This is a genomic window from Streptomyces canarius (assembly GCF_014650735.1).
GTDB lineage: Bacteria > Actinomycetota > Actinomycetes > Streptomycetales > Streptomycetaceae > Streptomyces > Streptomyces olivaceoviridis.
Map to the genome: position 1 here is coordinate 265861 of NZ_BMVN01000004.1, position 18833 is coordinate 284693.

17 protein-coding genes are annotated in these 18833 nt (G+C 74.2%); 8 read left to right on the plus strand and 9 right to left on the minus strand.

The genetic code is table 11. The features are described from left to right. Positions 1-335: 335 nt before the first annotated feature. The 3 genes from pepN to IE294_RS08180 form a co-directional block, all read right to left on the minus strand. Positions 336-2828, minus strand: coding sequence for an aminopeptidase N (pepN, locus tag IE294_RS08170; RefSeq protein WP_189883827.1), 2493 nt, complete (start codon positions 2826-2828; stop codon positions 336-338). A gap of 114 nt (positions 2829-2942) precedes the next feature. Next, positions 2943-3305: a chorismate mutase gene (locus IE294_RS08175; protein WP_189883829.1), complete on the minus strand. Its 363-nt coding sequence runs from the start codon at positions 3303-3305 to the stop codon at positions 2943-2945. Positions 3306-3339: 34 nt separating this feature from the next. Continuing rightward, entirely contained in the window at positions 3340-4230 is an 891-nt protein-coding gene (locus IE294_RS08180) for a helix-turn-helix domain-containing protein (protein WP_189883832.1), read from the minus strand. A 153-nt stretch (positions 4231-4383) separates the two neighbouring features. Here IE294_RS08180 and IE294_RS08185 point away from each other — a divergent pair, with 153 nt between their 5' ends. Both IE294_RS08185 and IE294_RS08190 read left to right on the plus strand, forming a co-directional pair. Then, positions 4384-6141, plus strand: a complete 1758-nt coding sequence (locus tag IE294_RS08185) for a glycoside hydrolase family 35 protein (RefSeq protein WP_189883834.1) — start codon at positions 4384-4386, stop codon at positions 6139-6141. 241 nt (positions 6142-6382) lie between these two features. Continuing rightward, positions 6383-7264 (plus strand): hypothetical protein, encoded by an 882-nt coding sequence (locus IE294_RS08190; RefSeq protein ID WP_189883836.1) that lies wholly within the window; start codon positions 6383-6385, stop codon positions 7262-7264. A 147-nt stretch (positions 7265-7411) separates the two neighbouring features. On the opposite strand, the gene IE294_RS08195 is transcribed toward IE294_RS08190, so the two are convergent. Next, positions 7412-8317: an SDR family oxidoreductase gene (locus IE294_RS08195; protein ID WP_189883838.1), complete on the minus strand. Its 906-nt coding sequence runs from the start codon at positions 8315-8317 to the stop codon at positions 7412-7414. A 1-nt stretch (position 8318) separates the two neighbouring features. Continuing rightward, a complete protein-coding gene (locus IE294_RS08200; protein WP_189884104.1) occupies positions 8319-9200 on the minus strand; it encodes an SDR family oxidoreductase in 882 nt (293 codons plus the stop codon). Positions 9201-9342: 142 nt separating this feature from the next. Between IE294_RS08200 and IE294_RS08205 the strand changes: the two genes are divergently transcribed. Genes IE294_RS08205 through IE294_RS08220 form a run of 4 tightly spaced genes read left to right on the plus strand, consistent with a single transcriptional unit; the run spans position 9343 to position 12793 of the window. Continuing rightward, a complete protein-coding gene (locus IE294_RS08205) occupies positions 9343-10131 on the plus strand; it encodes an enoyl-CoA hydratase family protein (RefSeq protein ID WP_189883840.1) in 789 nt (262 codons plus the stop codon). Further along, entirely contained in the window at positions 10132-10998 is an 867-nt protein-coding gene (locus tag IE294_RS08210) for a CoA transferase subunit A (RefSeq protein ID WP_189883842.1), read from the plus strand. Next, on the plus strand, positions 10995-11735 hold the full coding sequence (locus IE294_RS08215; protein ID WP_189883844.1) for a CoA-transferase subunit beta: 741 nt from the start codon (positions 10995-10997) through the stop codon (positions 11733-11735). Before IE294_RS08210 ends, IE294_RS08215 begins: the two co-directional genes overlap by 4 nt. Further along, positions 11735-12793, plus strand: a complete 1059-nt coding sequence (locus tag IE294_RS08220; protein ID WP_189883846.1) for an NAD(P)H-dependent flavin oxidoreductase — start codon at positions 11735-11737, stop codon at positions 12791-12793. The genes IE294_RS08215 and IE294_RS08220 overlap by 1 nt, the downstream gene beginning before the upstream one ends. Positions 12794-13208: 415 nt before the next feature. Here the strand turns inward: IE294_RS08220 and IE294_RS08225 are convergent, their stop codons facing one another. Genes IE294_RS08225 through IE294_RS08235 form a run of 3 tightly spaced genes read right to left on the minus strand, consistent with a single transcriptional unit; the run spans position 13209 to position 15814 of the window. Then, positions 13209-14366 (minus strand): acetyl-CoA C-acetyltransferase, encoded by a 1158-nt coding sequence (locus IE294_RS08225; RefSeq protein WP_189883848.1) that lies wholly within the window; start codon positions 14364-14366, stop codon positions 13209-13211. A 25-nt stretch (positions 14367-14391) separates the two neighbouring features. Further along, positions 14392-15003 carry a TetR/AcrR family transcriptional regulator gene (locus tag IE294_RS08230; RefSeq protein ID WP_189883850.1) on the minus strand — a complete coding sequence of 204 codons (612 nt, stop codon included), beginning with the start codon at positions 15001-15003 and terminating at the stop codon, positions 14392-14394. 25 nt (positions 15004-15028) lie between these two features. Then, positions 15029-15814 carry an SDR family oxidoreductase gene (locus tag IE294_RS08235; RefSeq protein ID WP_189883852.1) on the minus strand — a complete coding sequence of 262 codons (786 nt, stop codon included), beginning with the start codon at positions 15812-15814 and terminating at the stop codon, positions 15029-15031. A 37-nt stretch (positions 15815-15851) separates the two neighbouring features. Here IE294_RS08235 and IE294_RS08240 point away from each other — a divergent pair, with 37 nt between their 5' ends. Both IE294_RS08240 and IE294_RS08245 read left to right on the plus strand, forming a co-directional pair. Continuing rightward, positions 15852-17021, plus strand: a complete 1170-nt coding sequence (locus IE294_RS08240) for an acyl-CoA dehydrogenase family protein (RefSeq protein ID WP_373315791.1) — start codon at positions 15852-15854, stop codon at positions 17019-17021. Then, positions 17021-17974 carry an acyl-CoA dehydrogenase family protein gene (locus IE294_RS08245; protein ID WP_189883856.1) on the plus strand — a complete coding sequence of 318 codons (954 nt, stop codon included), beginning with the start codon at positions 17021-17023 and terminating at the stop codon, positions 17972-17974. The genes IE294_RS08240 and IE294_RS08245 overlap by 1 nt, the downstream gene beginning before the upstream one ends. A 33-nt stretch (positions 17975-18007) precedes the next feature. On the opposite strand, the gene IE294_RS08250 is transcribed toward IE294_RS08245, so the two are convergent. Next, the gene (locus IE294_RS08250; RefSeq protein ID WP_189815593.1) at positions 18008-18733 is read right to left on the minus strand and encodes a vWA domain-containing protein; all 726 of its coding nucleotides are present in this window, start codon (positions 18731-18733) and stop codon (positions 18008-18010) included. Positions 18734-18833: the final 100 nt, after the last annotated feature.

Sequence of the window (18833 nt, forward strand, 5' to 3'; positions counted from 1 at the left end):
GGGGCGGTCTCCACGGACGTCGGCCGGGGCGACGAGGCTGTTCCCGTACGCGCGGGCGACCGTCTGGGGCGGCGCCCTGACGGACTCCGCCCCGGCGAGGTGACCGTGGACGGGGGCTCGGCCGGTGTCGCCGGTCGCGCCGGTCACCACGATCGCGGCACCGGCTTCCGTGGCTTCGCCGGTCCCCGGCCGTCCGGGCCCGGGGACGGCGGCCGGTCCGCCGCGTCATCGGCAGGGACCGGCCGCGTCCTGCGTCGTCGGACCTGTGCCGGTGCACGCCGGCGCCGGACGTGTGCCGCCTACGCCGGCGCTGTGCGGCCCACGCCCGCCCGCTCCTACTCCGCCCGCTCCTCGCCGCGCACCTTCAGGGCGCGGGAGAGGTCGTCCAGCCGGTCGGCGAGGGTGCGGCGCAGGGCCGGGGTGAGGTCCGCGTCGCGCAGGCATGCCTCGCCCAGGCGGAGGTTCTCGGCGTCGACGGCGTGGGCCGGGAAGCACCAGCGGCCGGCGGCGACGGCGATGGCGGGGCCGCGGCGGGCGGCCACGGCGACCGCGTCCGCGTAGAAGCGCGGCACGTACTCCCGTACCAGGTCGGCCTGTTCGGGCTGCCAGAAGCCCCGGGCGGTGGCCGTGAAGAGGTAGTTGGACAGGTCGTCGCCGGCGAACATCGCCTCCCAGGCGGCGCGCTTGGCCTCCGGGTCGGGCAGGGCGGCACGGCAGCGGGCGGCGCCCTCCTGGCCGGTGGCGCTCGGGTCGCGCGCCAGCTCGGCGGCGATGGCGTCCTCGTCGGTGGCGCCGAGCACGGCGAGCCGGGCGAGGATGCGCCAGCGCAGTTCGGGGTCGAGTTCCGGTCCGCCGGGCACCGTGCCGTCGGCGAGCCAGGCGGCGACGGTCTCCGGGTGGGCGGCGACGTCGATCAGGTGCCGTACGGCGATCAGACGCAGGCCGGGGTGGTCTCCGTCCTCGGTGCGTCGCAGCAGGTCGCGGCAGAGCGAGGTGAGGGTGGCCAGGGCGGCCGGGCGGTCCTCCGAGGTCAGGTACTGGTCGGCGAGCTGGCCGGCGGCGAAGGCGAGGACGCCCTCGGTGACGGCCAGGTCGGTCTCGCGCGGCAGGTGGGCGCGGGCCGTCTCCAGGTAGGCGGCGGGCGCGAGTTCGCCGTCGCGGACGGCGTCCCTGAGGGCGTTCCAGACGACCGCGCGGGTGAGCGGGTCGGGCAGGCCGGACAGGCTGGTGCGGAGCGTGTCGAAGGAGGCGGTGTCGAAGCGGATCTTGGCGTAGGTGAGGTCGCCGTCGTTGAGGAGGACGAGTGCGGGGCGCTTGCCGATGGGCTGCGGGGCGGTCTGCGGCACGTCGAGGCCGATGCGCTCGCGCAGCAGCAGCCGGCCCTCCTCGGCGACGTCGTGGTCGTACAGTCCGGCGCTGAGGCGGTGCGGGCGGCTGCCCGCGCGGTCGGCGGTCAGCGCGCAGGTGCCGCCGGTGGCGGCGATCCGCGGGGTGAGCGTGTCGACGCCGGTGGTGCGCAGCCAGCTGTCGGCCCAGGCGTGTACGTCGCGGTCGGTGGCGGAGGCGAGGGAGTCGATGAAGTCGGCGAGGGTGGCGTTGCCGAACTTGTGCCGCGTGAAGTGGGCGTTGATGCCGGCGAGGAAGTCCTTCTCGCCGAGCCAGGCGGCCAGCTGGCGCAGTGCGGAGGCGCCCTTGGCGTAGGAGATGCCGTCGAAGTTGAGCAGGGCGGAGGCCGTGTCGTCGACGTTCTCGGGGGCGACCGGGTGGGTGGTGGGCCGCTGGTCGGCGTCGTAGCCCCAGGACTTGCGGGTGACGCCGAACTCGGTCCAGGGGTCGGTGAAGCGGGTGGCCTCGGCGGTGGTCTGGTAGCCCATGTACTCGGCGAAGGACTCGTTCAGCCAGATGTCGTCCCACCACTTGAGGGTGACGAGGTCGCCGAACCACATGTGGGCCATCTCGTGGGCGATGACCATGGCGCGGGTCTGCCGCTCGGTGTCGGTGACGGCGGAGCGGTAGACGAATTCGTCGCGGAAGGTGACCAGGCCCGGGTTCTCCATGGCGCCCGCGTTGAACTCGGGGACGAAAGCCTGGTCGTAGGAGTCGAAGGGGTAGGGCTCCTCGAACTTCTCGTGGTAGCGGTCGAAGCACGCGCGCGTGATGTCGAGGATCTCGTCGGCGTCGGTGTCGAGGTGGGGTGCGAGGGAGCGGCGGCAGTGGATGCCGAAGGGCAGTCCGCGGTGCTCGGTGCGCACGGAGTGCCAGGGGCCGGCGGCGACGGCGACGAGGTAGGTGGAGACGGGCGGGGTGGGCGCGGCCTGCCAGAGGCCGTCGCCGCGGTGCTCGGTGACGCCGTTGGCGAGGACGCTCCAGCCCTCGGGCGCCTTGACGGAGACCTCGAAGACGGCCTTCAGGTCGGGCTGGTCGAAGGCGGCGAAGATGCGCTGGATGTCGTCCAGGAACATCTGGGTGTAGACGTACGTCTCGCCGTCGCTGGGGTCGGTGAAGCGGTGCATGCCCTCGCCGGTGCGGGAGTAGCGCATGACCGCGTCGACGCGCAGCTCGTGCTCGCCTGCGGTGAGGTTCTTCAGCGGCAGCCGGTCCTCGCACAGGGACTCCGGGTCGAGCGGCTGTCCGTCGAGCGTGACACCGCGCAGCTCGGCGGGCTTCAGCTCGACGAACGTGTCCCCGTCGGACCGCGCCGTGAACCGGATCGCGGTACGGGAGTCGAAGGTCTCGTCACCGGTCGTGAGGTCCAGTTCGACCGTGTACCGGTGGACGTCGAGGAACTGTGCTCGGAGCTGCGCTTCGTCGCGCGTGAGTACGGACATGCAGGCCATGCTGCCTGATGGGGCCGACAGCGCACAGGGGCGGATCGGTACATGGCTTTTGTCCCCTGCGCGCCCCCTTGCCCACGCGCCTGGCCGGGCGCCTCCGGGCCCCGGTCAGGGCCGTGCCGGGTCCTCGTGCGCCGGCTGTGCGTTGTGGGTGTCCTCGGCGATGCGTTCGTGGTGCCGGATCACCTCGGCGATGATGAAATTGAGGAACTTCTCGGCGAACGCGGGGTCGAGCTTGGCGTTCTCGGCGAGGCGGCGCAGGCGTTCGATCTGCCGGGCCTCGCGGGCCGGGTCGGCGGGCGGCAGCTGGTGCAGCGCCTTGAGCCGGCCGACCTGCTGGGTGCACTTGAAGCGCTCGGCGAGCATGTGGACGACGGCCGCGTCGATGTTGTCGATGCTGTCGCGCAGCCGCTCCAGTTCCTGGCGGACCTCGGGGTCGTCGGCACCGGTGCCGGTGTTGCTGGTGGTCATGGGGGCTCACCCTATGCGCTTCACGGGCCGGGCCCTATGGGGTGTCCGGAGAGTGGATCACCGGCGGATCGCCGGGGTCGGGGACGCGGTCGCTCCAGCCGCCGGGGACGGTGAGGCCCTGCTGGGCGCGGAAACGGACGGGGGCGAGGCCCACGCGCCGGGTGAACAGCCGGGAGAAGTAGGCGGGGTCGTCGTAGCCGACCCGGCGGGCGACGGCCGCGACGGGCAGCTCGGTGCCGGCGAGGAGGTCCTTGGCCCGGCCGAGCCGGATGCCGAGCAGGTAGTCCTTCGGGGTGCAGCCGGCCGCCCGGCGGACCGCGCCGCGCAGCTCGGCGGTGGTCATCCCGTGCCGGGCGGCGTGGTCGGCGACGCTCAGCGGTGCGCAGGCGTCCCGGGCCAGGGCCGCCAGCACCTGGTCGCCGCCGGGGGCGAGGCCGGCGCGGGCGCGGCGCAGCGCGACGAGGAGCTCGTGGACGGCGGCGCCGGTCTCCACCTCCAGCAGGGGGTTGTCGCGGCGGGCGGCCCGGGCGACGCGGGTGATGACCGCGCGGGGGCCGGCGGCGTCGGAGAGCGGGACGACGGGCCGGTCGGGTTCGATGTAGCCGAGGTCGCGGTAGGCGGTCGTGGCGGGTCCGGTGAAGTCGACGAAGCCCTCGTCCCAGCCGCTGTCCGGGTCGGGCGCGTAGTGGTGGGGGACGCCGGGGGTGAGCCACAGCAGCGCGGGCGCGGTGACGGTCGTACGGCGGCCGTCGGCGCCGCGGTACCAGCCGCCGCCCGCGCTGATCACCACGGCGACGTGGTGGTCGAGGGTGCGCGGGCCGACGGGGGGCAGCGCGCCGTGCTGGAGGCCGACGCCGAGGCAGACCAGGCCGAGGCGGTGGTGGGCGGGGCCGGGGCTGAGGAACCGCATCCAGGTCCGGTACATCGGCGTTCCTCCCGCCGTGCCGCGCGGCGCGTGGCCGTCCGGGCGGCGCCGCTCTTCCTTTTGTCCAAGCAGTGGCGATCTTCGTCCATGGCGCCGGTCGCCGGTAGGGGTGAGGCTGAAGCCCATGGACGGGATCAGGGTGGGGGGCGGCGCATGAGCGCGTTCGCGGTCGGGGAGTCCGGGTTCCTGCTGGACGGGCGGCCGGTGCGGCTGCTGTCCGGGGCGCTGCACTACTTCCGGGTGCACGAGGACCAGTGGGGACACCGGTTGGAGATGCTGCGGGCGATGGGCCTGAACTGCGTGGAGACGTACGTCCCGTGGAACCTGCACGAGCCGCGTCCGGGCGCCTTCCGGGACGTGGCGGCGGTCGGCCGGTTCCTGGACGCGGTCCGCGGGGCGGGCCTGTGGGCGATCGTGCGGCCGGGGCCCTACATCTGCGCCGAGTGGGAGAACGGCGGGCTGCCGGCGTGGCTGACGGGCGAGCCGGGCACGCGCGCGCGTACGCGTGACGAGCGGTACATGCGCCATGTCCGGAACTGGTTCCAGCGGCTGCTGCCCGAGATCGTGCCCCGCCAGACCGACCGCGGCGGTCCGGTGGTCATGGTCCAGGTGGAGAACGAGTACGGCAGCTACGGCAGTGACACCGGCCATCTGGAGGAGCTGGCCGGTGTGCTGCGCGCCGAGGGGGTCACCGCCGCGCTGTGCACCTCGGACGGCCCCGAGGACCACATGCTGACCGGGGGTTCGCTGCCCGGGGTGCTCGCCACGGTGAACTTCGGCTCCCACGCGCGCGTGGCCTTCGAGACGCTGCGCCGCCACCGCCCCGGGGGCCCGCTGATGTGCATGGAGTTCTGGTGCGGCTGGTTCGACCACTGGTCCGGTGAGCACGCCGTACGGGATCCGGCCGAGGCCGCCGAGGCGCTGCGGGAGATCCTGGAGTGCGGGGCGTCGGTGAACCTGTACATGGCGCACGGCGGCACGAGCTTCGGAGGCTGGGCGGGCGCCAACCGGGGCGGCGGCGAGCTGCACGAGGGCCCGCTGGAGCCGGACGTGACCTCGTACGACTACGACGCGCCGGTGGACGAGTACGGTCGCCCCACGGAGAAGTTCTGGCGCTTCCGCGAGGTGCTGGCCGCGTACCGGCCCGGCCCGCTGCCCGACCCGCCCTCGCGGCCCGCCGCGCTGGCGGCCCCGGCCGGGGTGGCGCTCACCGGCTGGGCGTCGCCGGCCGACGTCCTGGAGGCGCTGGGCGGTCCGGAGACGGCCGGCCCCGTGCCGCCCACGTTCGAGGAGCTGGGGATCACCCGGGGCCTCGTGCGCTACACGGTGGACGTGCCCGGCCCCCGGCAGCCGTACCCGCTGACCGTGCGCGGGCTGCGCGATCTCGCGGTGGTGTACGTCGACGGGGAGCGGGCCGGGGTGCTCACCGAGGCGGAGCCGCGGCTGGAGGAGCCGGTCGCGGGCCCCGCGCGCGTGGAGCTGTGGGTGGAGTCCCTGGGGCGGGTGAACTACGGGCCCCGGCTCGGTGAGGCGAAGGGCGTCACGGGCGGCGTCCTGCACGAGCGGCAGTATCTGCACGGGGTACGCGCGCGCGGGCTGGACCTGGACGCGTTCGCCGACGGGGTGGACGCGGTGCCCTTCGGCCCGGTGCCCGGGGACGGGGCGCCGGGTCTGTACCGGGGCACGGTCACGGTCCGCGGGGCCGGGGACGCGCGGCTGGAGCTGCCGGGCGGGACGCGGGGCTTCGTCTGGGTCAACGGTTTCAACCTGGGGCGTTACTGGGCGGTGGGCCCGCAGCGGTCGCTGTACGTGCCCGGGCCGGTGCTGCGGGAGGGCGAGAACGTGGTGTGGCTGCTGGAACTGGACGGCGGCACACCGGACGGACCGGCGCCGCGGCTGGTGCCGGTGTGACGGGCGGTTCGGGGGTGTGACGGGCTGTTGGGGCCCCTTCCCGCCTGGGACCCGGGTGCCGGATGTCATCGGGGCCTCTCCGACCACTGCCCGGGTGCTGCCGAGGTGCTGCCCGGAGGCCGGACGTCACCGGGGCCCCTTCCCGACCGCTGTCCGGGTGACTGCCGCCCGAAGGGCCCTTCCCGTGCTGCCGTCCCGCCTACAGTGGTAGGGAGTTCCGGCGGCTTCAGGGGGTGCCGACGTGGGGAACGGCGGACCGGTCCAGCACGGCTACCCGCACCTGGAGACGGTGCGGGCCGCCATCACCGCGCTGTACCGGCGGCTGTCCCGCGACACCATCGAGACGTTCTCGGTCAGCGTGGCCCCGGCCGACGTGGCCTTCTGCGACACCGACGACCTGCATCTGGGCGCGCAGCGGGTGGCCCGGGAGATCGTGCGGCACTTCCGGCTGCCGGACGCGCGGCTGATCGTCGGCTTCCGGGAGATGACCCACGCGGCGAACGTCGAACTCGCGGCGGGCCCCGAGTACTTCGTCGAGCTGAACGACCGGTTCCGCACCCACCGCAGGGACATCGGCGCCGCGCTCGCCCACGAGGTGGCGCACGTCTACCTGCACCGCCTGGATCTCGCCTTCCCCACCACGGCGGAGAACGAGATCCTCACGGACACGGCGACGACCTACCTGGGCGCGGGCTGGCTGCTGCTGGACGCCTTCCGGGAGGACGGGGTCTCGTCGCAGAAACTCGGCTATCTCACCCCGGAGGAGTTCGGTTACGTCCTGGCCAAGCGGGCCCTGCTCTTCCAGGAGGACCCCTCGGTGTGGTTCACCAGCCCGCAGGCCTACACCGCCTACGTCAAGGGGATGGCCCGGGCCCGCCAGGACGAGCAGCAGCCGCCGCTGACGGCGGCCGGATGGGCGGGCCGCCGCCGCTACGCCCACGACCGCCGGCACGCCTCAGGCGCCCCGCCGGCCGCCCCGTACGCCTTCACCCCCGACAGCGGCGGCCACCTCGGGGTGACCTTCCCGTGCCCCACCTGCCACCAGCGGATCAGGGTGCCGGTGCGGGGGCGGGTACGGGCGCGGTGCGGGTTGTGCCGGACGGTGCTGGAGTGCGACACGTAGCCCTCGCCGCAAGGGGACACCGGCGCTCCCCTCGCCCAGCGCACCCCCGAACTGCCGAGCCGTGGAGAGGATCCCGGACGCTGCTCCGGCCGGCTTCCCCGGCACCGCCGACAGCACCACGTTCACCAACGGCACGTTGACCAGGATCTACGCCCCGTACACCTTCCCCGGCGGCTCCGCCTGCGCCAGCAGCTTCCGGGCCGCCTCCCCCGCCTCCGCCGGTGTCCACCGCGCGCCCTTGTCGGCGGTGGGGCCGGGGCGCCAGCCCTCCATGACGGTGATCCGGCCACCTTCCGTCTCGAACACGCGGCCGGTCACGCCCGTGCTCCCGGCCGAGCCGAGCCAGACGACGAGCGGGGAGACGTTCTCGGGTGCCATGGCGTCGAAACCGGCGGCCGGGGCCGCCATGGTCGTGGCGAAGGTACGTTCCGTCATGCGGGTGCGGGCGGCCGGTGCCACGGCGTTGACCTGGACGCCGTAGCGGGCCATTTCGGCCGCCGCGACCAGGGTGAGCCCGACGATCCCGGCCTTGGCGGCGCTGTAGTTGCCCTGCCCGACCGAGCCCAGCAGGCCGGCTCCGCTGCTGGTGTGCACGACCCGGGCCACCGGGGTCCGCCCGGCCCTGGCCTCGGCCCGCCAGTGAGCGGCGGCGTGCCTCAGCGGCAGGAAGTGGCCCCTGAGGTGGACGCGGATCACGGCGTCCCAGTCGTCCTCGCCGAGGTTGACCAGCATGCGGTCGCGCAGGAACCCGGCGTTGCTGACGAGCGTGTCGAGCCGGCCGTACGTCTCGACGGCCGTGCGGATCAGGTCGGCCGCCCCCTCGCCGGTGGCGATGTCGGCGCCGTGGGCGACCGCGTCACCGCCCGCCGCCCGGATCTCGGCCACGACGGCGTCCGCCGGTCGCCCGGCGTCCGGGGCGCCGTCGAGGGCGACGCCCAGGTCGTTGACGACGACCCGGGCGCCCTCGGCGGCGAAGGCCAGGGCGTGCGCACGGCCGAGCCCCCGGCCGGCACCGGTGACGACGACGACCCGGTCCGCACAGATTCCGTTCATCTCAGCTCTCTTTCCCTCGGGGCGACGCGTCGGGGACGGGGGATTCGGCGGTACGGGATTCGGCGGAACGGGCTTCAGCGGTACGGGGATCGGCGCCGTGGGGTTCGACGGCGGTGCGGGGGTCGGCGGCGCGAGGCTCGGCGGCGCGACGTTCGTTGGCGCGAGGCTCGGCGGCGTCCAGGAAGGCCGGCCGTTCCCCGCCGCCGTGCACGTGCAGGCTCGCCCCGCTGATGTAGGCGGCGGCGTCGGAGGCGAGGAACACGGCGGCGGCGCCGACGTCGGCGGGGAGGGCCAGCCGGCCCAGCGGGACGGTGCGGGAGACGGCGGCGATGCCGTCGGGGCCGCCGTAGTGCAGCGGCGCCAGGTCGGTGTGGACCATGCCGACGACGAGGGTGTTGACGCGGATCTCCGGCGCCCACTCCACGGCCATGGAGGCGGCCAGGTTCGCGAGCCCGGCCTTGGCCGCGCCGTAGGCGGCGGAGCCGGGCGACGGGCGGCTCCCGCTGACGCTGCCCACCATCACGATGGAGCCCCTGGCACGCCTGAGGTGGTCGTAGGCGGCGAGGGACGCGGTCAGCGGGGTGACCAGGTTCAACTCGATGACCTTGGCGTGCCGTTCGGCGTCGGCGTCGGCCAGGTGCCGGTACGGGGTGCCGCCGGCGTTGTTGACCAGCACGTCCAGCCGGGGCAGTCCGGCGAAGAAGGCCCGGACGGCGGGCGGGTCGCGCAGGTCGAGGGGCGCGAACTCGACGCCCTCGCAGAGCTGTTCGGGCGGTCTGCGGGCGCAGGCCAGGACTCGGGCGCCCGCCTCGGCGAAGGCCCGGGCGACCCCCGCGCCCACCCCCCGGGTGCCGCCGGTGACGACCACCGTGCTGCCGCGCAGTGAGTTGTCCACAGGGCCGCTGCCCGCGGGGCCGTTGTCCACAGGGCGGTTGTCCACAGGGCCTCCCGCTTGTCCGCGCCGACTGCTAGCTTCGAAGCCTCGCACCTAACAAATGTTTGGTGGAAAGGTAGCTGATGCGCCCATGGGTGTCTCCCGTTCGTCCCCGGAAACGGGGATTTCCGTAGTCACCGTCGACTACCCGCCGGTCAACGCGCTGCCGGTCCGTGGCTGGTTCGACCTGGCCGACGCCGTGCGCGCGGCCGGCCGGGACCAGGAGATCCGCTGCGTGGTCCTGGCCGCCGAGGGACGCGGGTTCAACGCGGGCGTGGACATCAAGGAGATACAGGCGGCGGGGCAGGAGGCGCTGATCGGCGCGAACCAGGGCTGCGCGGAGGCCTTCGCGGCGGTCTACGAGTGCGAGACCCCGGTCGTCGCGGCGGTGCAGGGCTTCTGTCTGGGGGGCGGGATCGGCCTGGTGGGCACCGCGGACGCGGTGGTGGCGAGCGAGGACGCCGTCTTCGGGCTGCCCGAGCTGGACCGGGGTGCGCTGGGCGCGGCGACCCATCTGGCCCGGCTGGTCCCGCAGCACCTGATGCGCGCGCTGTACTACACCGGGCGCACGGCGAGCGCGGCCGAGCTGCACGGGCACGGCTCGGTCTGGCGGGTGGTGCCGCGCGCGGAGCTGGCGGGGGCGGCGCTGGAGCTGGCCCGGGAGATCGCCGCCAAGGACGGACGGCTGCTGCGCATGGCCAAGTCGGCCATCAACGGCATCGATCCGGTCGACGTGCGCCGCAGCTACCGCTTCGAGCAGGGCTTCACGTTCGAGGCCAACCTCAGCGGCCTGGCCGACCGGGTCCGCGCCACGTTCGGGACGTCCGGGGGCTCGGGCACGCGTCGCGACGCCCGGGACTCCGTGAGGAAGGGGGTGTAGATGGGCGACAAGACGATGACCGCCGAGGAGGTGGTCTCCCGGCTGGCGAGCGGCATGACCCTCGGCATCGGCGGCTGGGGCTCCCGTCGCAAGCCGATGGCGCTGGTCCGGGCATTGCTGCGGTCGGACATCGGCGATCTGACGGTCGTCTCGTACGGCGGCCCGGACGTCGGCATGCTGGCCGCCGCCGGCCGGATCCGCAGGCTGGTCACCGCTTTCGTCACCCTGGACTCCATCCCGCTGGAACCGCACTACCGGGCGGCGCGTGAGCGCGGCGGCTTCGCGCTGACGGAGGTCGACGAGGGGATGTTCCAGTGCGGGCTGCGGGCCGCGGCGCAGCGCCTGCCCTTCCTTCCGGTGCGGGCGGGGCTCGGCTCGGACGTCATGCGGGTCAACCCGGACCTCAGGACGGTGACGTCGCCGTACGCGGACGGGGAGACGCTGGTGGCCATGCCCGCGCTGCGGCTGGACGCGGCCCTGGTGCACGTCAACCGCGCCGACCGGCTGGGCAACGGACAGTACCTCGGCCCGGACCCGTACTTCGACGACCTGTTCTGCGAGGCGGCGGACGCGGCCTACGTCTCCTGCGAACAGATCGTGGACACGGCCGGGTTGACCAAGGGGGCCGCCCCGCAGTCGCTGCTGCTCAAGCGGCTCTCGGTGACGGGTGTGGTGGAGGCACCGAACGGCGCGCACTTCACGTCCTGCGCGCCGGAGTACGGCAGGGACGAGGAGTTCCAGCGGTGGTACGCGACCACGCCCTGGCCGGAGTTCGCCGCACGGTTCCTCGGCTCGGACGAGGCCGCCTACCGGGCGGCGGTCCGGGACTGGCGGAAGGAGGAGGAGCGGAAGGAGGAGGAGCGGTGAGGTTCACCCGCGCCGAGTACTGCGTGATCGCGTGCGCCGAGGCCTGGCGGGGCGCCGGGGAGGTCCTGGCCAGTCCGATGGGGCTGATCCCGTCGCTGGGCGCGCGGCTGGCCCGGCTCACGTTCGCGCCGGACCTGCTGCTGACCGACGGCGAGGCCCTGCTGGTCCGCCCGGACGGCACACCGGAGGGCTGGCTGCCCTACCGGCAGCACCTGGAACTGGTGGCGGGCGGCCGGCGGCACGTGATGATGGGCGCGAGCCAGCTCGACCGGTACGGCAACCAGAACATCTCCTGCGTAGGCGACTGGGCGCTGCCCCGCAGACAGCTGCTCGGAGTGCGTGGCGCACCGCTCAACACGCTGAACAATCCGACGAGTTACTGGGTCCCCAGGCACTCCCGGCGGGTGTTCGTGGAGCGGGTGGACATGGTGTGCGGGGTGGGGTACGACCGGGTGGCGGGGCTGGGCGGCGCGGCCCGCTTCCATCGTCTGGCGCGGGTCGTCACCGACCTCGGCGTCTTCGACTTCGCCACGGCCGACCACTCGATGCGGCTGGTCTCGGTGCATCCGGGGGTGAGCGTGGAGCAGGTGCGGGAGGCGACGGGGTTCCCGCTGGCCGTGCCGGACGACGTGCCGTTCACCCGGGAGCCCGGGGCGCAGGAGGTGCGGCTGATCCGTGAGGTGCTGGACCCGGCGGGGGCACGGGCGCGCGAGGTGCCGGAAGGGACGGGGAGCTGATGGAGACCGAGCTCACCCGGCTGGTCGGGGTCCGCCATCCGATCGTGCAGACCGGGATGGGGTGGGTGGCCGGGCCGCGCCTGGTCTCGGCGGCGGCGAACGCCGGCGCCCTCGGCATCCTGGCCTCCGCCACGATGCCGCTCGACCGGCTGCGGGAGGCGATACGGGATGTGCGGTCCCGTACGGACGCGCCGTTCGGGGTGAACCTCCGGGCCGACGCGGGCGACGCGCCGGACCGGGTGCGGGTCCTGTTGGAGGAGGGCGTCCGGGTGGCCTCCTTCGCGCTGGCCCCGTCCGCCGAGCTGATCGCCGAGCTGAAGGCGGCGGATGTGGTGGTGATCCCGTCCGTCGGCGCCCGGCGGCACGCCGAGAAAGTGGCGGCCTGGGGCGCGGACGCGGTGCTCGTCCAGGGCGGCGAGGGCGGCGGGCACACCGGGGAGGTGGCGACGAGCGTGCTGCTGCCGCAGGTGGTGGACGCGGTGCGGATACCGGTCGTGGCGGCGGGCGGCTTCTTCGACGGGCGGGGGCTGGTGGCGGCGCTGGCGTACGGGGCGGCCGGGGTGGCGATGGGCACGCGGTTCCTGCTGACCTCCGACTCGACGGTGCCGGACGCGGTGAAGGCCAGGTACCTGGCGGCGACGGTCCGGGACGTCACGGTGACCCGGGCGGTGGACGGACTGCCGCACCGGATGCTGCGCACCGACCTGGTGGCGGCGCTGGAGCGGTCGGGCCGGATACGCGGCTTCGCGCACGCAACGCGGCGGGCGGCGGGTTTCCGGCGGCTGTCGGGGCTCACCTGGCGGCAGCTGGTCCGCGACGGCCTCGCCCTCCGGCACGGCAAGGAGTTGTCCTGGAGTCAGGTGCTGCTGGCCGCGAACACGCCGATGCTGTTGAAGTCGGCGATGGTGGACGGCCGTACGGATCTGGGGGTGATGGCGGCGGGGCAGGTCGCCGGGGTGATCGACGACCTGCCGTCGTGCGCGGAGCTGGTGGAGCGGATCATGAAGGAGGCGGAGGAGGTGCTCGCCGGACTGACGGGGCTGAGAGCGGACCGGTGACGGTCACAAGGAGGCGGGAGGTGCTCGCCGGGCCGACGGCACTGAAAGCGGACCGGTGACGGTCATGCGGCCGGCGGTGCGCCGTCGCCCCACCGCACGGTCGCAGCGGTTCGGCGATCGTCGGCCGGCCGCTGTTGCGCCGCCGTCCCGGCACTCGGTCACGCCCCTTCGCCGGGCGTCACCCGCCCACCGTCCCACCATGGCCTCACAGCCGTTCGATGATCGTCGGCCGGCCGCTGTTGCGCCGCCGTCCCGGCACTCGGTCACGCCCCTTCGCCGGGCGTCACCCGCCCACCGTCCCACCATGGCCTCACAGCCGTTCGATGATCGTCGGCCGGCCGCTGTTGCGCCGCCGTCCCGGCACTCGGTCACGCCCCTTCGCCGGGCGTCACCCACCCGCCGTCCCACCGTGGCCTCACAGCCGTTCGATGATCGTCACGTTGGCCTGGCCGCCGCCCTCGCACATGGTCTGGAGGCCGTAGCGGCCACCGGTGCGCTCCAGTTCGTGCAGGAGGGTCGTCATCAGCCGGGCGCCGGTCGCGCCGAGGGGGTGGCCGAGGGCGATGGCGCCGCCGTTGACGTTGACCTTGCCGGGGTCGGCACCGGTCTCCTTCAGCCAGGCGAGGACGACCGGCGCGAAGGCCTCGTTGATCTCCACGAGGTCGATGGCGTCGAGGGTCAGGCCGGTCTTCTTCAGGGCGTGCGCGGTGGCCGGGATGGGCGCGGTGAGCATGCGGATGGGGTCCTCGCCGCGCGCGGAGAGGTGGTGGACGCGGGCGCGCGGGCGCAACCCGTGGTCGCGTACGGCCTGTTCGGAGGCGAGCAGCAGGGCCGCGGCCCCGTCGGAGACCTGGGAGGAGCAGGCCGCGGTGACGGTGCCGCCGTCGAGGACCGGGCGCAGGGCGGCCATCTTCTCCAGGGAGGTGTCCCGGCGCGGGCCCTCGTCCACGGTGACCGGGCCGCACGGGACGGTCTCGCGGGAGAAGCGCCCGGTGTCGATCGCCCAGATCGCGTGCCGGTGCGAGCGCAGGGCGAACTCCTCCTGTTCCTCGCGGCCGATCCCCCACTGGGCGGCGATCGTCTCGGCGCCGGCGAACTGGTTGACGGGCCGGTCGCCGTAGCGGGCGCGCCAGCCGGTGCTGCCGAGGAAGGGGCCCTCGGTCAGGCCGAGGGGGACGGCGGCCTGCCGGGAGGCGAAGGCGATGGGGACCTGGGACATGTTCTGCACCCCGCCGGCGACCACCAGGTCCTGGGTGCCGGAGAGCACGGCCTGCGCGGCGAAGTGCACGGCCTGCTGGGAGGAGCCGCACTGCCGGTCGACGGTGACGCCGGGCACCTCCTCGGGGAGGCCCGCGGCCAGCCAGCAGGTGCGGGCAATGTCACCGGCCTGCGGTCCGACCGTGTCCAGGCAGCCGAAGACCACGTCGTCCACGGCGGCCGGGTCGATCCCGGAGCGCTCCACCAGCGCGGTGAGCACCCGCGCGCCCAGGTCGGCCGGGTGGACCGCGGCGAGTCCTCCTCCGCGCCGCCCGACCGGTGTGCGGACCGCTTCGACGATGTACGCCTCGGCCATGGCAACTCCCACTGTAGGAAAGGGGTTATTCGCGTACGGCGATCCCGTCCAGGACCATCGACAGGTACTGGCGGGCGATCTCCTCGGGGCTGTGCTTGCCGCCGGGCCGGTACCAGGAGGCGGCGACCCACACGGTGTCGCGGACGAACCGGTAGGTGAGCCGGACGTCCAGGTCCGCGCGGAAGACCCGTTCGGCGACCCCGCGTTCCAGCGTGCTGAGCCATGTCTTCTCGAACCGGCGCTGGGACTCGGCGAGGAAGGCGAACCGGTCCTGGGCGACGAGCTGTCTGCTCTCCTTCTGGTAGATCGCGACGGCCGCGCGGTGCCGGTCGATCTCCCGGAAGGACTCGGTGACCAGCGCCTCCAGCGTCTCGCGGGGCCCGAGTCCGGAGGCGAGGACGGTGTCGTAGCCGTCCCAGAGCTCGTCGAGGAAGGTCCGCAGGATCTCCTCAAGCATCGACTCCTTGGAGTCGAAGTGGTAGTAGAGACTGCCCGCGAGCATCCCGGCGTGGTCGGCGATCCTGCGGACGGTGGTGGCGTTGTAGCCGTGCTCGGCGAAGACCTCGGCGGCGGTGTTCAGGAGCTCTCCGCGCCGGGCCGCTGCCGCGGTCACCTGGGGCTTCTTCTTGGTCGGCACGCACCCATTGTGGTCTGCCCGCCCGTCAGGGGTGCTGGCTGCTGACGGCGACGACCTCGCCGGTCAGGTAGGAGGAGTAGCCGGAGGCGAGGAAGACGATCACGTTGGCCACCTCCCAGGGCTGTGCGTACCGCCCGAAGGCCTCCCGTCGGGTCAGCTCGGCAAGCAGTTCGGCCGAGGTGACCTTCTCCAGGTGGGGGTGCATGGCGAGGCTGGGGGCGACCGCGTTGACCCGCACGCCGTACGCGGCGGCCTCGATCGCCGCGCAGCGGGTCAGCGCCATCACACCGGCCTTGGCGGCGGCGTAGTGGGCCTGTCCGGCCTGGGCGCGCCAGCCGACGACGGAGGCGTTGTTGACGATCACCCCGCCGCCGCTCTCGCGCATGGCGCGCAGGGCGGCCCGGGTGCAGCGGAAGGTGCCGTTCAGGGTGACGTCCAGGACTCGGGACCACTGGTCGTCGGTCATGTCGACGAGGGCCGAAGTGCCGCCGAGCCCGGCGTTGTTGACGACGACGTCCAGCCGTCCGTGGGCGGCGACGGCCGCGTCGAACATGGCCCGCACCTGGGCCTCGTCGGTGACGTCGCACGGCACCGCGGCGACCGCGCCGGGGAACTGACGGCCCAGCGCGGCCTCGTGCTCCTTCAGCCGGCGCGGGTGGGCGTCGCTGATCAGGACCCGGGCGCCCTCCTCCAGGAAGCGGCGCGCGGTGGCTCCGCCGATGCCGGTGCCGGCCGCCGCGGTGACGACGGCGGTGCGCCCGTGCAGCAGTCCGTGCCCGGGTGTGTAGGCCGGGCTCTCGACGCCTGTCATAGGGTCACGCTAACCTACCAAACACTTGTTAGGGAAGATGGGCGGCACCGGAAGGAAGGCGGCGACCGTGGACCTGACCCACTCTCCGGGGGACGAGGAGTTCCGCGCCGCGGCCCGGTCCTGGCTGGCCGCGCACGTGCCGCGTACGCCGCTGCCGTCCCTGGAGACGGAGGAGGGCTTCGCGGCCCACCGCGCGTGGGAGGCCGAACTGGCCGCGGACCGCTGGTCGGTGGTGTCGTGGCCGGAGCGGTTCGGCGGACGGGACGCCGGGCTGCTGCGCTGGCTGGTGTTCGAGGAGGAGTACTGGGCGGCGGGCGCGCCCGGCCGGGTCGGCCAGAACGGCGTCAGCCTGCTCGCGCCGACCCTCTTCGCGTACGGCACGGAGGAGCAACGCGCGCGCGTGCTGCCGCCGATGGCCACCGGTGAGGTGGTCTGGGCACAGGCCTGGTCGGAGCCGGAGGCGGGCTCGGACCTCGCCGCGCTCGCCTCACGGGCGGTGCGCGCGGACGGCGGCTGGCGACTGCGCGGGCAGAAGACCTGGTCCTCGCGCGCCGCGTTCGCGGACCGGGCCTTCGGCCTGTTCCGCAGTGATCCCGACGCTCCCAGGCGGCACGAGGGGCTCACGTACCTGATGTTCGACCTGCGGGCGCCCGGCGTCACCGTCCGCCCGATCGGCCGGCTGGACGGCAAGCCGGCCTTCGCGGAGCTGTTCCTGGACGACGTGTTCGTCCCGGACGAGGACGTGATCGGCGAGCCGGGCCAGGGCTGGCGGATCGCGATGTCCACGGCGGGCGACGAACGCGGGCTCACCCTGCGCTCCCCGGGCCGTTTCCTCGCCTCCGCCGCCCGGCTGCGCGAGCTGTGGCGGGCCCGGGGTGCGCCGGAGCACGCCCGCGCCCGGGTGGCCGATGCCCTGATCGCGGCCCGTGCCTACCAGTTGTTCACCTACGCCGCCGCCTCCCGGGTCCTGGACGGCGCCCGGCTCGGCCCGGAGTCCAGCATGAACAAGGTGTTCTGGTCCGAGCTGGACCTCGCCCTGCACGAGACGGCGCTCGATCTGCTGGGCGCGGACGGCGAACTGGCGGACGGCGCCTGGTCGGAGGGGTACGTCTTCTCCCTGGCGGGGCCGGTCTACGCGGGCACGAACGAGATCCAGCGGGACATCGTCGCCGAGCGGCTGCTCGGCCTGCCGAAGGGACGCCGCTGATGCGCTTCCTCCTCGACGCCGGCCAGCGCGCCCTCGCCGACGCGCTGCACGCGATGCTGAGCGCGGCGGACACCCCGGCGGCGGTCCGTGACTGGAGCCGGGGGGACCACACGCGCGGGCGCGCGCTGTGGGCGCGGATCGCCGAGGTGGGGGTGTTCGGTCTGGCGGTGCCGGAGGAGTACGGCGGGGCGGGGCCGCACCCGGTGGAACTGGCGGTGGCCTTCGTGGAGTTGGGCCGCCACGCCGTACCCGGGCCGCTCGCGGAGACGGTCGCGGCGGCCGTGCTCCTCGGCGAGCCCCCGCTGGCCGAGCGCTTCCTGCCGGGGCTCGCGGCCGGGACGGACATGGCGACCGTGGCAGCGCCCGGCGGCTGCGCCGTCGACGGCGACGCCGCGTCCCTCCGCCTGGCCCCGGCCCCCGACGGCCTGCACCTGTCCACGGCGGCCCCCGGCCCCGTGCGCCGCTCCCTGGACCCGGCCCGCCGGCTGACCGTGCTCTCCCCCGCCGGTGAACTCCTCACCCCCGACGCGCCGTACGACCGGGCACTCACCTGGACCCGCGTGGCCACCGCCGCCCAGGCCCTCGGTGTCGGCCTCGCCCTGCTCGACCGGACCGTCGCGTATGTGAGGCAGCGCACCCAGTTCGGCGTCCCCGTCGGCTCCTTCCAGGCCGTCAAACACCGCCTGGCCGACGCGAAGACCGCCCTGGAGTTCGCCCGCCCCCTGCTGTTCGGCGCGGCGGTGTCCCTGCGCCCGGCGGAGGTGGCCGCCGCCAAGCTCACGGCGTGCGAGGCGGCGTACCGGACGGCCCGGACGGCGCTGCACCTGCACGGCGCGATCGGGTACACGGCGGAGTACGACCTGTCCCTGTGGCTGACCAAGGCCCGGGCGCTGCGCTCGGCGTGGGGGACGCCCGAGGAGTGCCGCGACCTGGTGCTCGCGGACGGGCTCTGAGAGGTGGTGGCGGATCGACGCGGGGTCGTCGTGTCAGTCCGGTCGTACGACGCCCGCCGCGCGCGCGGCCGTGAGCCACCTCGGGAACTCGCCGACGAGACGGTCGTACAGCTCGGCGTCGGAGACCCGGCGCGGGTCCTGGCCGGCGTGGAAGAAGCCGGCGTTGTCCACGATCCGCTTGCCGGGGACCGCCAGTTCGTCCAGCTTGCGCAGGAACTCGAACTGCCGGCTGCCGGGGTCACCGAAGCCGACGAACTGCCAGAACAGCGGGAGCCGCGCGGCCTTGCACAGATAGCGCTCGGCGGCGAGCTTGCTGATCGGGCCGCCGTCGGTCTGGAAGACGACGAGGGCGGGGGTGGTGGCGCCGCTGTCCAGGTAGTGGTCGATGACGGCGTCCATCGCCAGGTGGTAGCTGGTCCTGCCCATGTGGCCGAGCCCGGCCACGATCCGCTCGACGCGGCCCTCGTGTCCGGCGAGGGCGATGTCGGTGACCGCGTCGACGTCCGTGGAGAAGAACACGACGGGCACCCGGCCGTCGTCGTCCAGGTGCGCGGACAGGCCGAGCACCCGGTCGGCGAGCGCCTGCACACTGCCGTCCTGGTAGTACGGCCGCATCGAGCCCGAGTAGTCGACCACGAGGTAGACGGCGGCCCGCAGTCCGTCCAGGCCGTGCTTGCGCAGGGACACCCCCGCCGACCGGTAGGCGCCGACCAGCGCGGGCGCGGTCTCCTCCACCTTGCGCAGACTGATCGCGGCCATGATCTCCCCCCTTGGCTGTTCCGGCGCCCGAGCGTACCCGTACGACGTATATGCGACGACGCCTGCCCAGTCGTCCGGTCGGGGACAGGCGGGCAGGCGC

Excerpts from the sequence above, each read along its gene's own strand:
- pepN (WP_189883827.1), bottom strand. The coding sequence starts at position 2,828 with ATGTCCGTACTCACGCGCGACGAAGCGCAGCTCCGAGCACAGTTCCTC.
- IE294_RS08175 (WP_189883829.1), bottom strand. The coding sequence starts at position 3,305 with ATGACCACCAGCAACACCGGCACCGGTGCCGACGACCCCGAGGTCCGC.
- IE294_RS08180 (WP_189883832.1), bottom strand. The coding sequence starts at position 4,230 with ATGTACCGGACCTGGATGCGGTTCCTCAGCCCCGGCCCCGCCCACCAC.
- IE294_RS08185 (WP_189883834.1), top strand. The coding sequence starts at position 4,384 with ATGAGCGCGTTCGCGGTCGGGGAGTCCGGGTTCCTGCTGGACGGGCGG.
- IE294_RS08195 (WP_189883838.1), bottom strand. The coding sequence starts at position 8,317 with ATGAACGGAATCTGTGCGGACCGGGTCGTCGTCGTCACCGGTGCCGGC.
- IE294_RS08205 (WP_189883840.1), top strand. The coding sequence starts at position 9,343 with ATGGGTGTCTCCCGTTCGTCCCCGGAAACGGGGATTTCCGTAGTCACC.
- IE294_RS08210 (WP_189883842.1), top strand. The coding sequence starts at position 10,132 with ATGGGCGACAAGACGATGACCGCCGAGGAGGTGGTCTCCCGGCTGGCG.
- IE294_RS08220 (WP_189883846.1), top strand. The coding sequence starts at position 11,735 with ATGGAGACCGAGCTCACCCGGCTGGTCGGGGTCCGCCATCCGATCGTG.
- IE294_RS08225 (WP_189883848.1), bottom strand. The coding sequence starts at position 14,366 with ATGGCCGAGGCGTACATCGTCGAAGCGGTCCGCACACCGGTCGGGCGG.
- IE294_RS08235 (WP_189883852.1), bottom strand. The coding sequence starts at position 15,814 with ATGACAGGCGTCGAGAGCCCGGCCTACACACCCGGGCACGGACTGCTG.
- IE294_RS08240 (WP_373315791.1), top strand. The coding sequence starts at position 15,852 with ATGGGCGGCACCGGAAGGAAGGCGGCGACCGTGGACCTGACCCACTCT.
- IE294_RS08245 (WP_189883856.1), top strand. The coding sequence starts at position 17,021 with ATGCGCTTCCTCCTCGACGCCGGCCAGCGCGCCCTCGCCGACGCGCTG.
- IE294_RS08250 (WP_189815593.1), bottom strand. The coding sequence starts at position 18,733 with ATGGCCGCGATCAGTCTGCGCAAGGTGGAGGAGACCGCGCCCGCGCTG.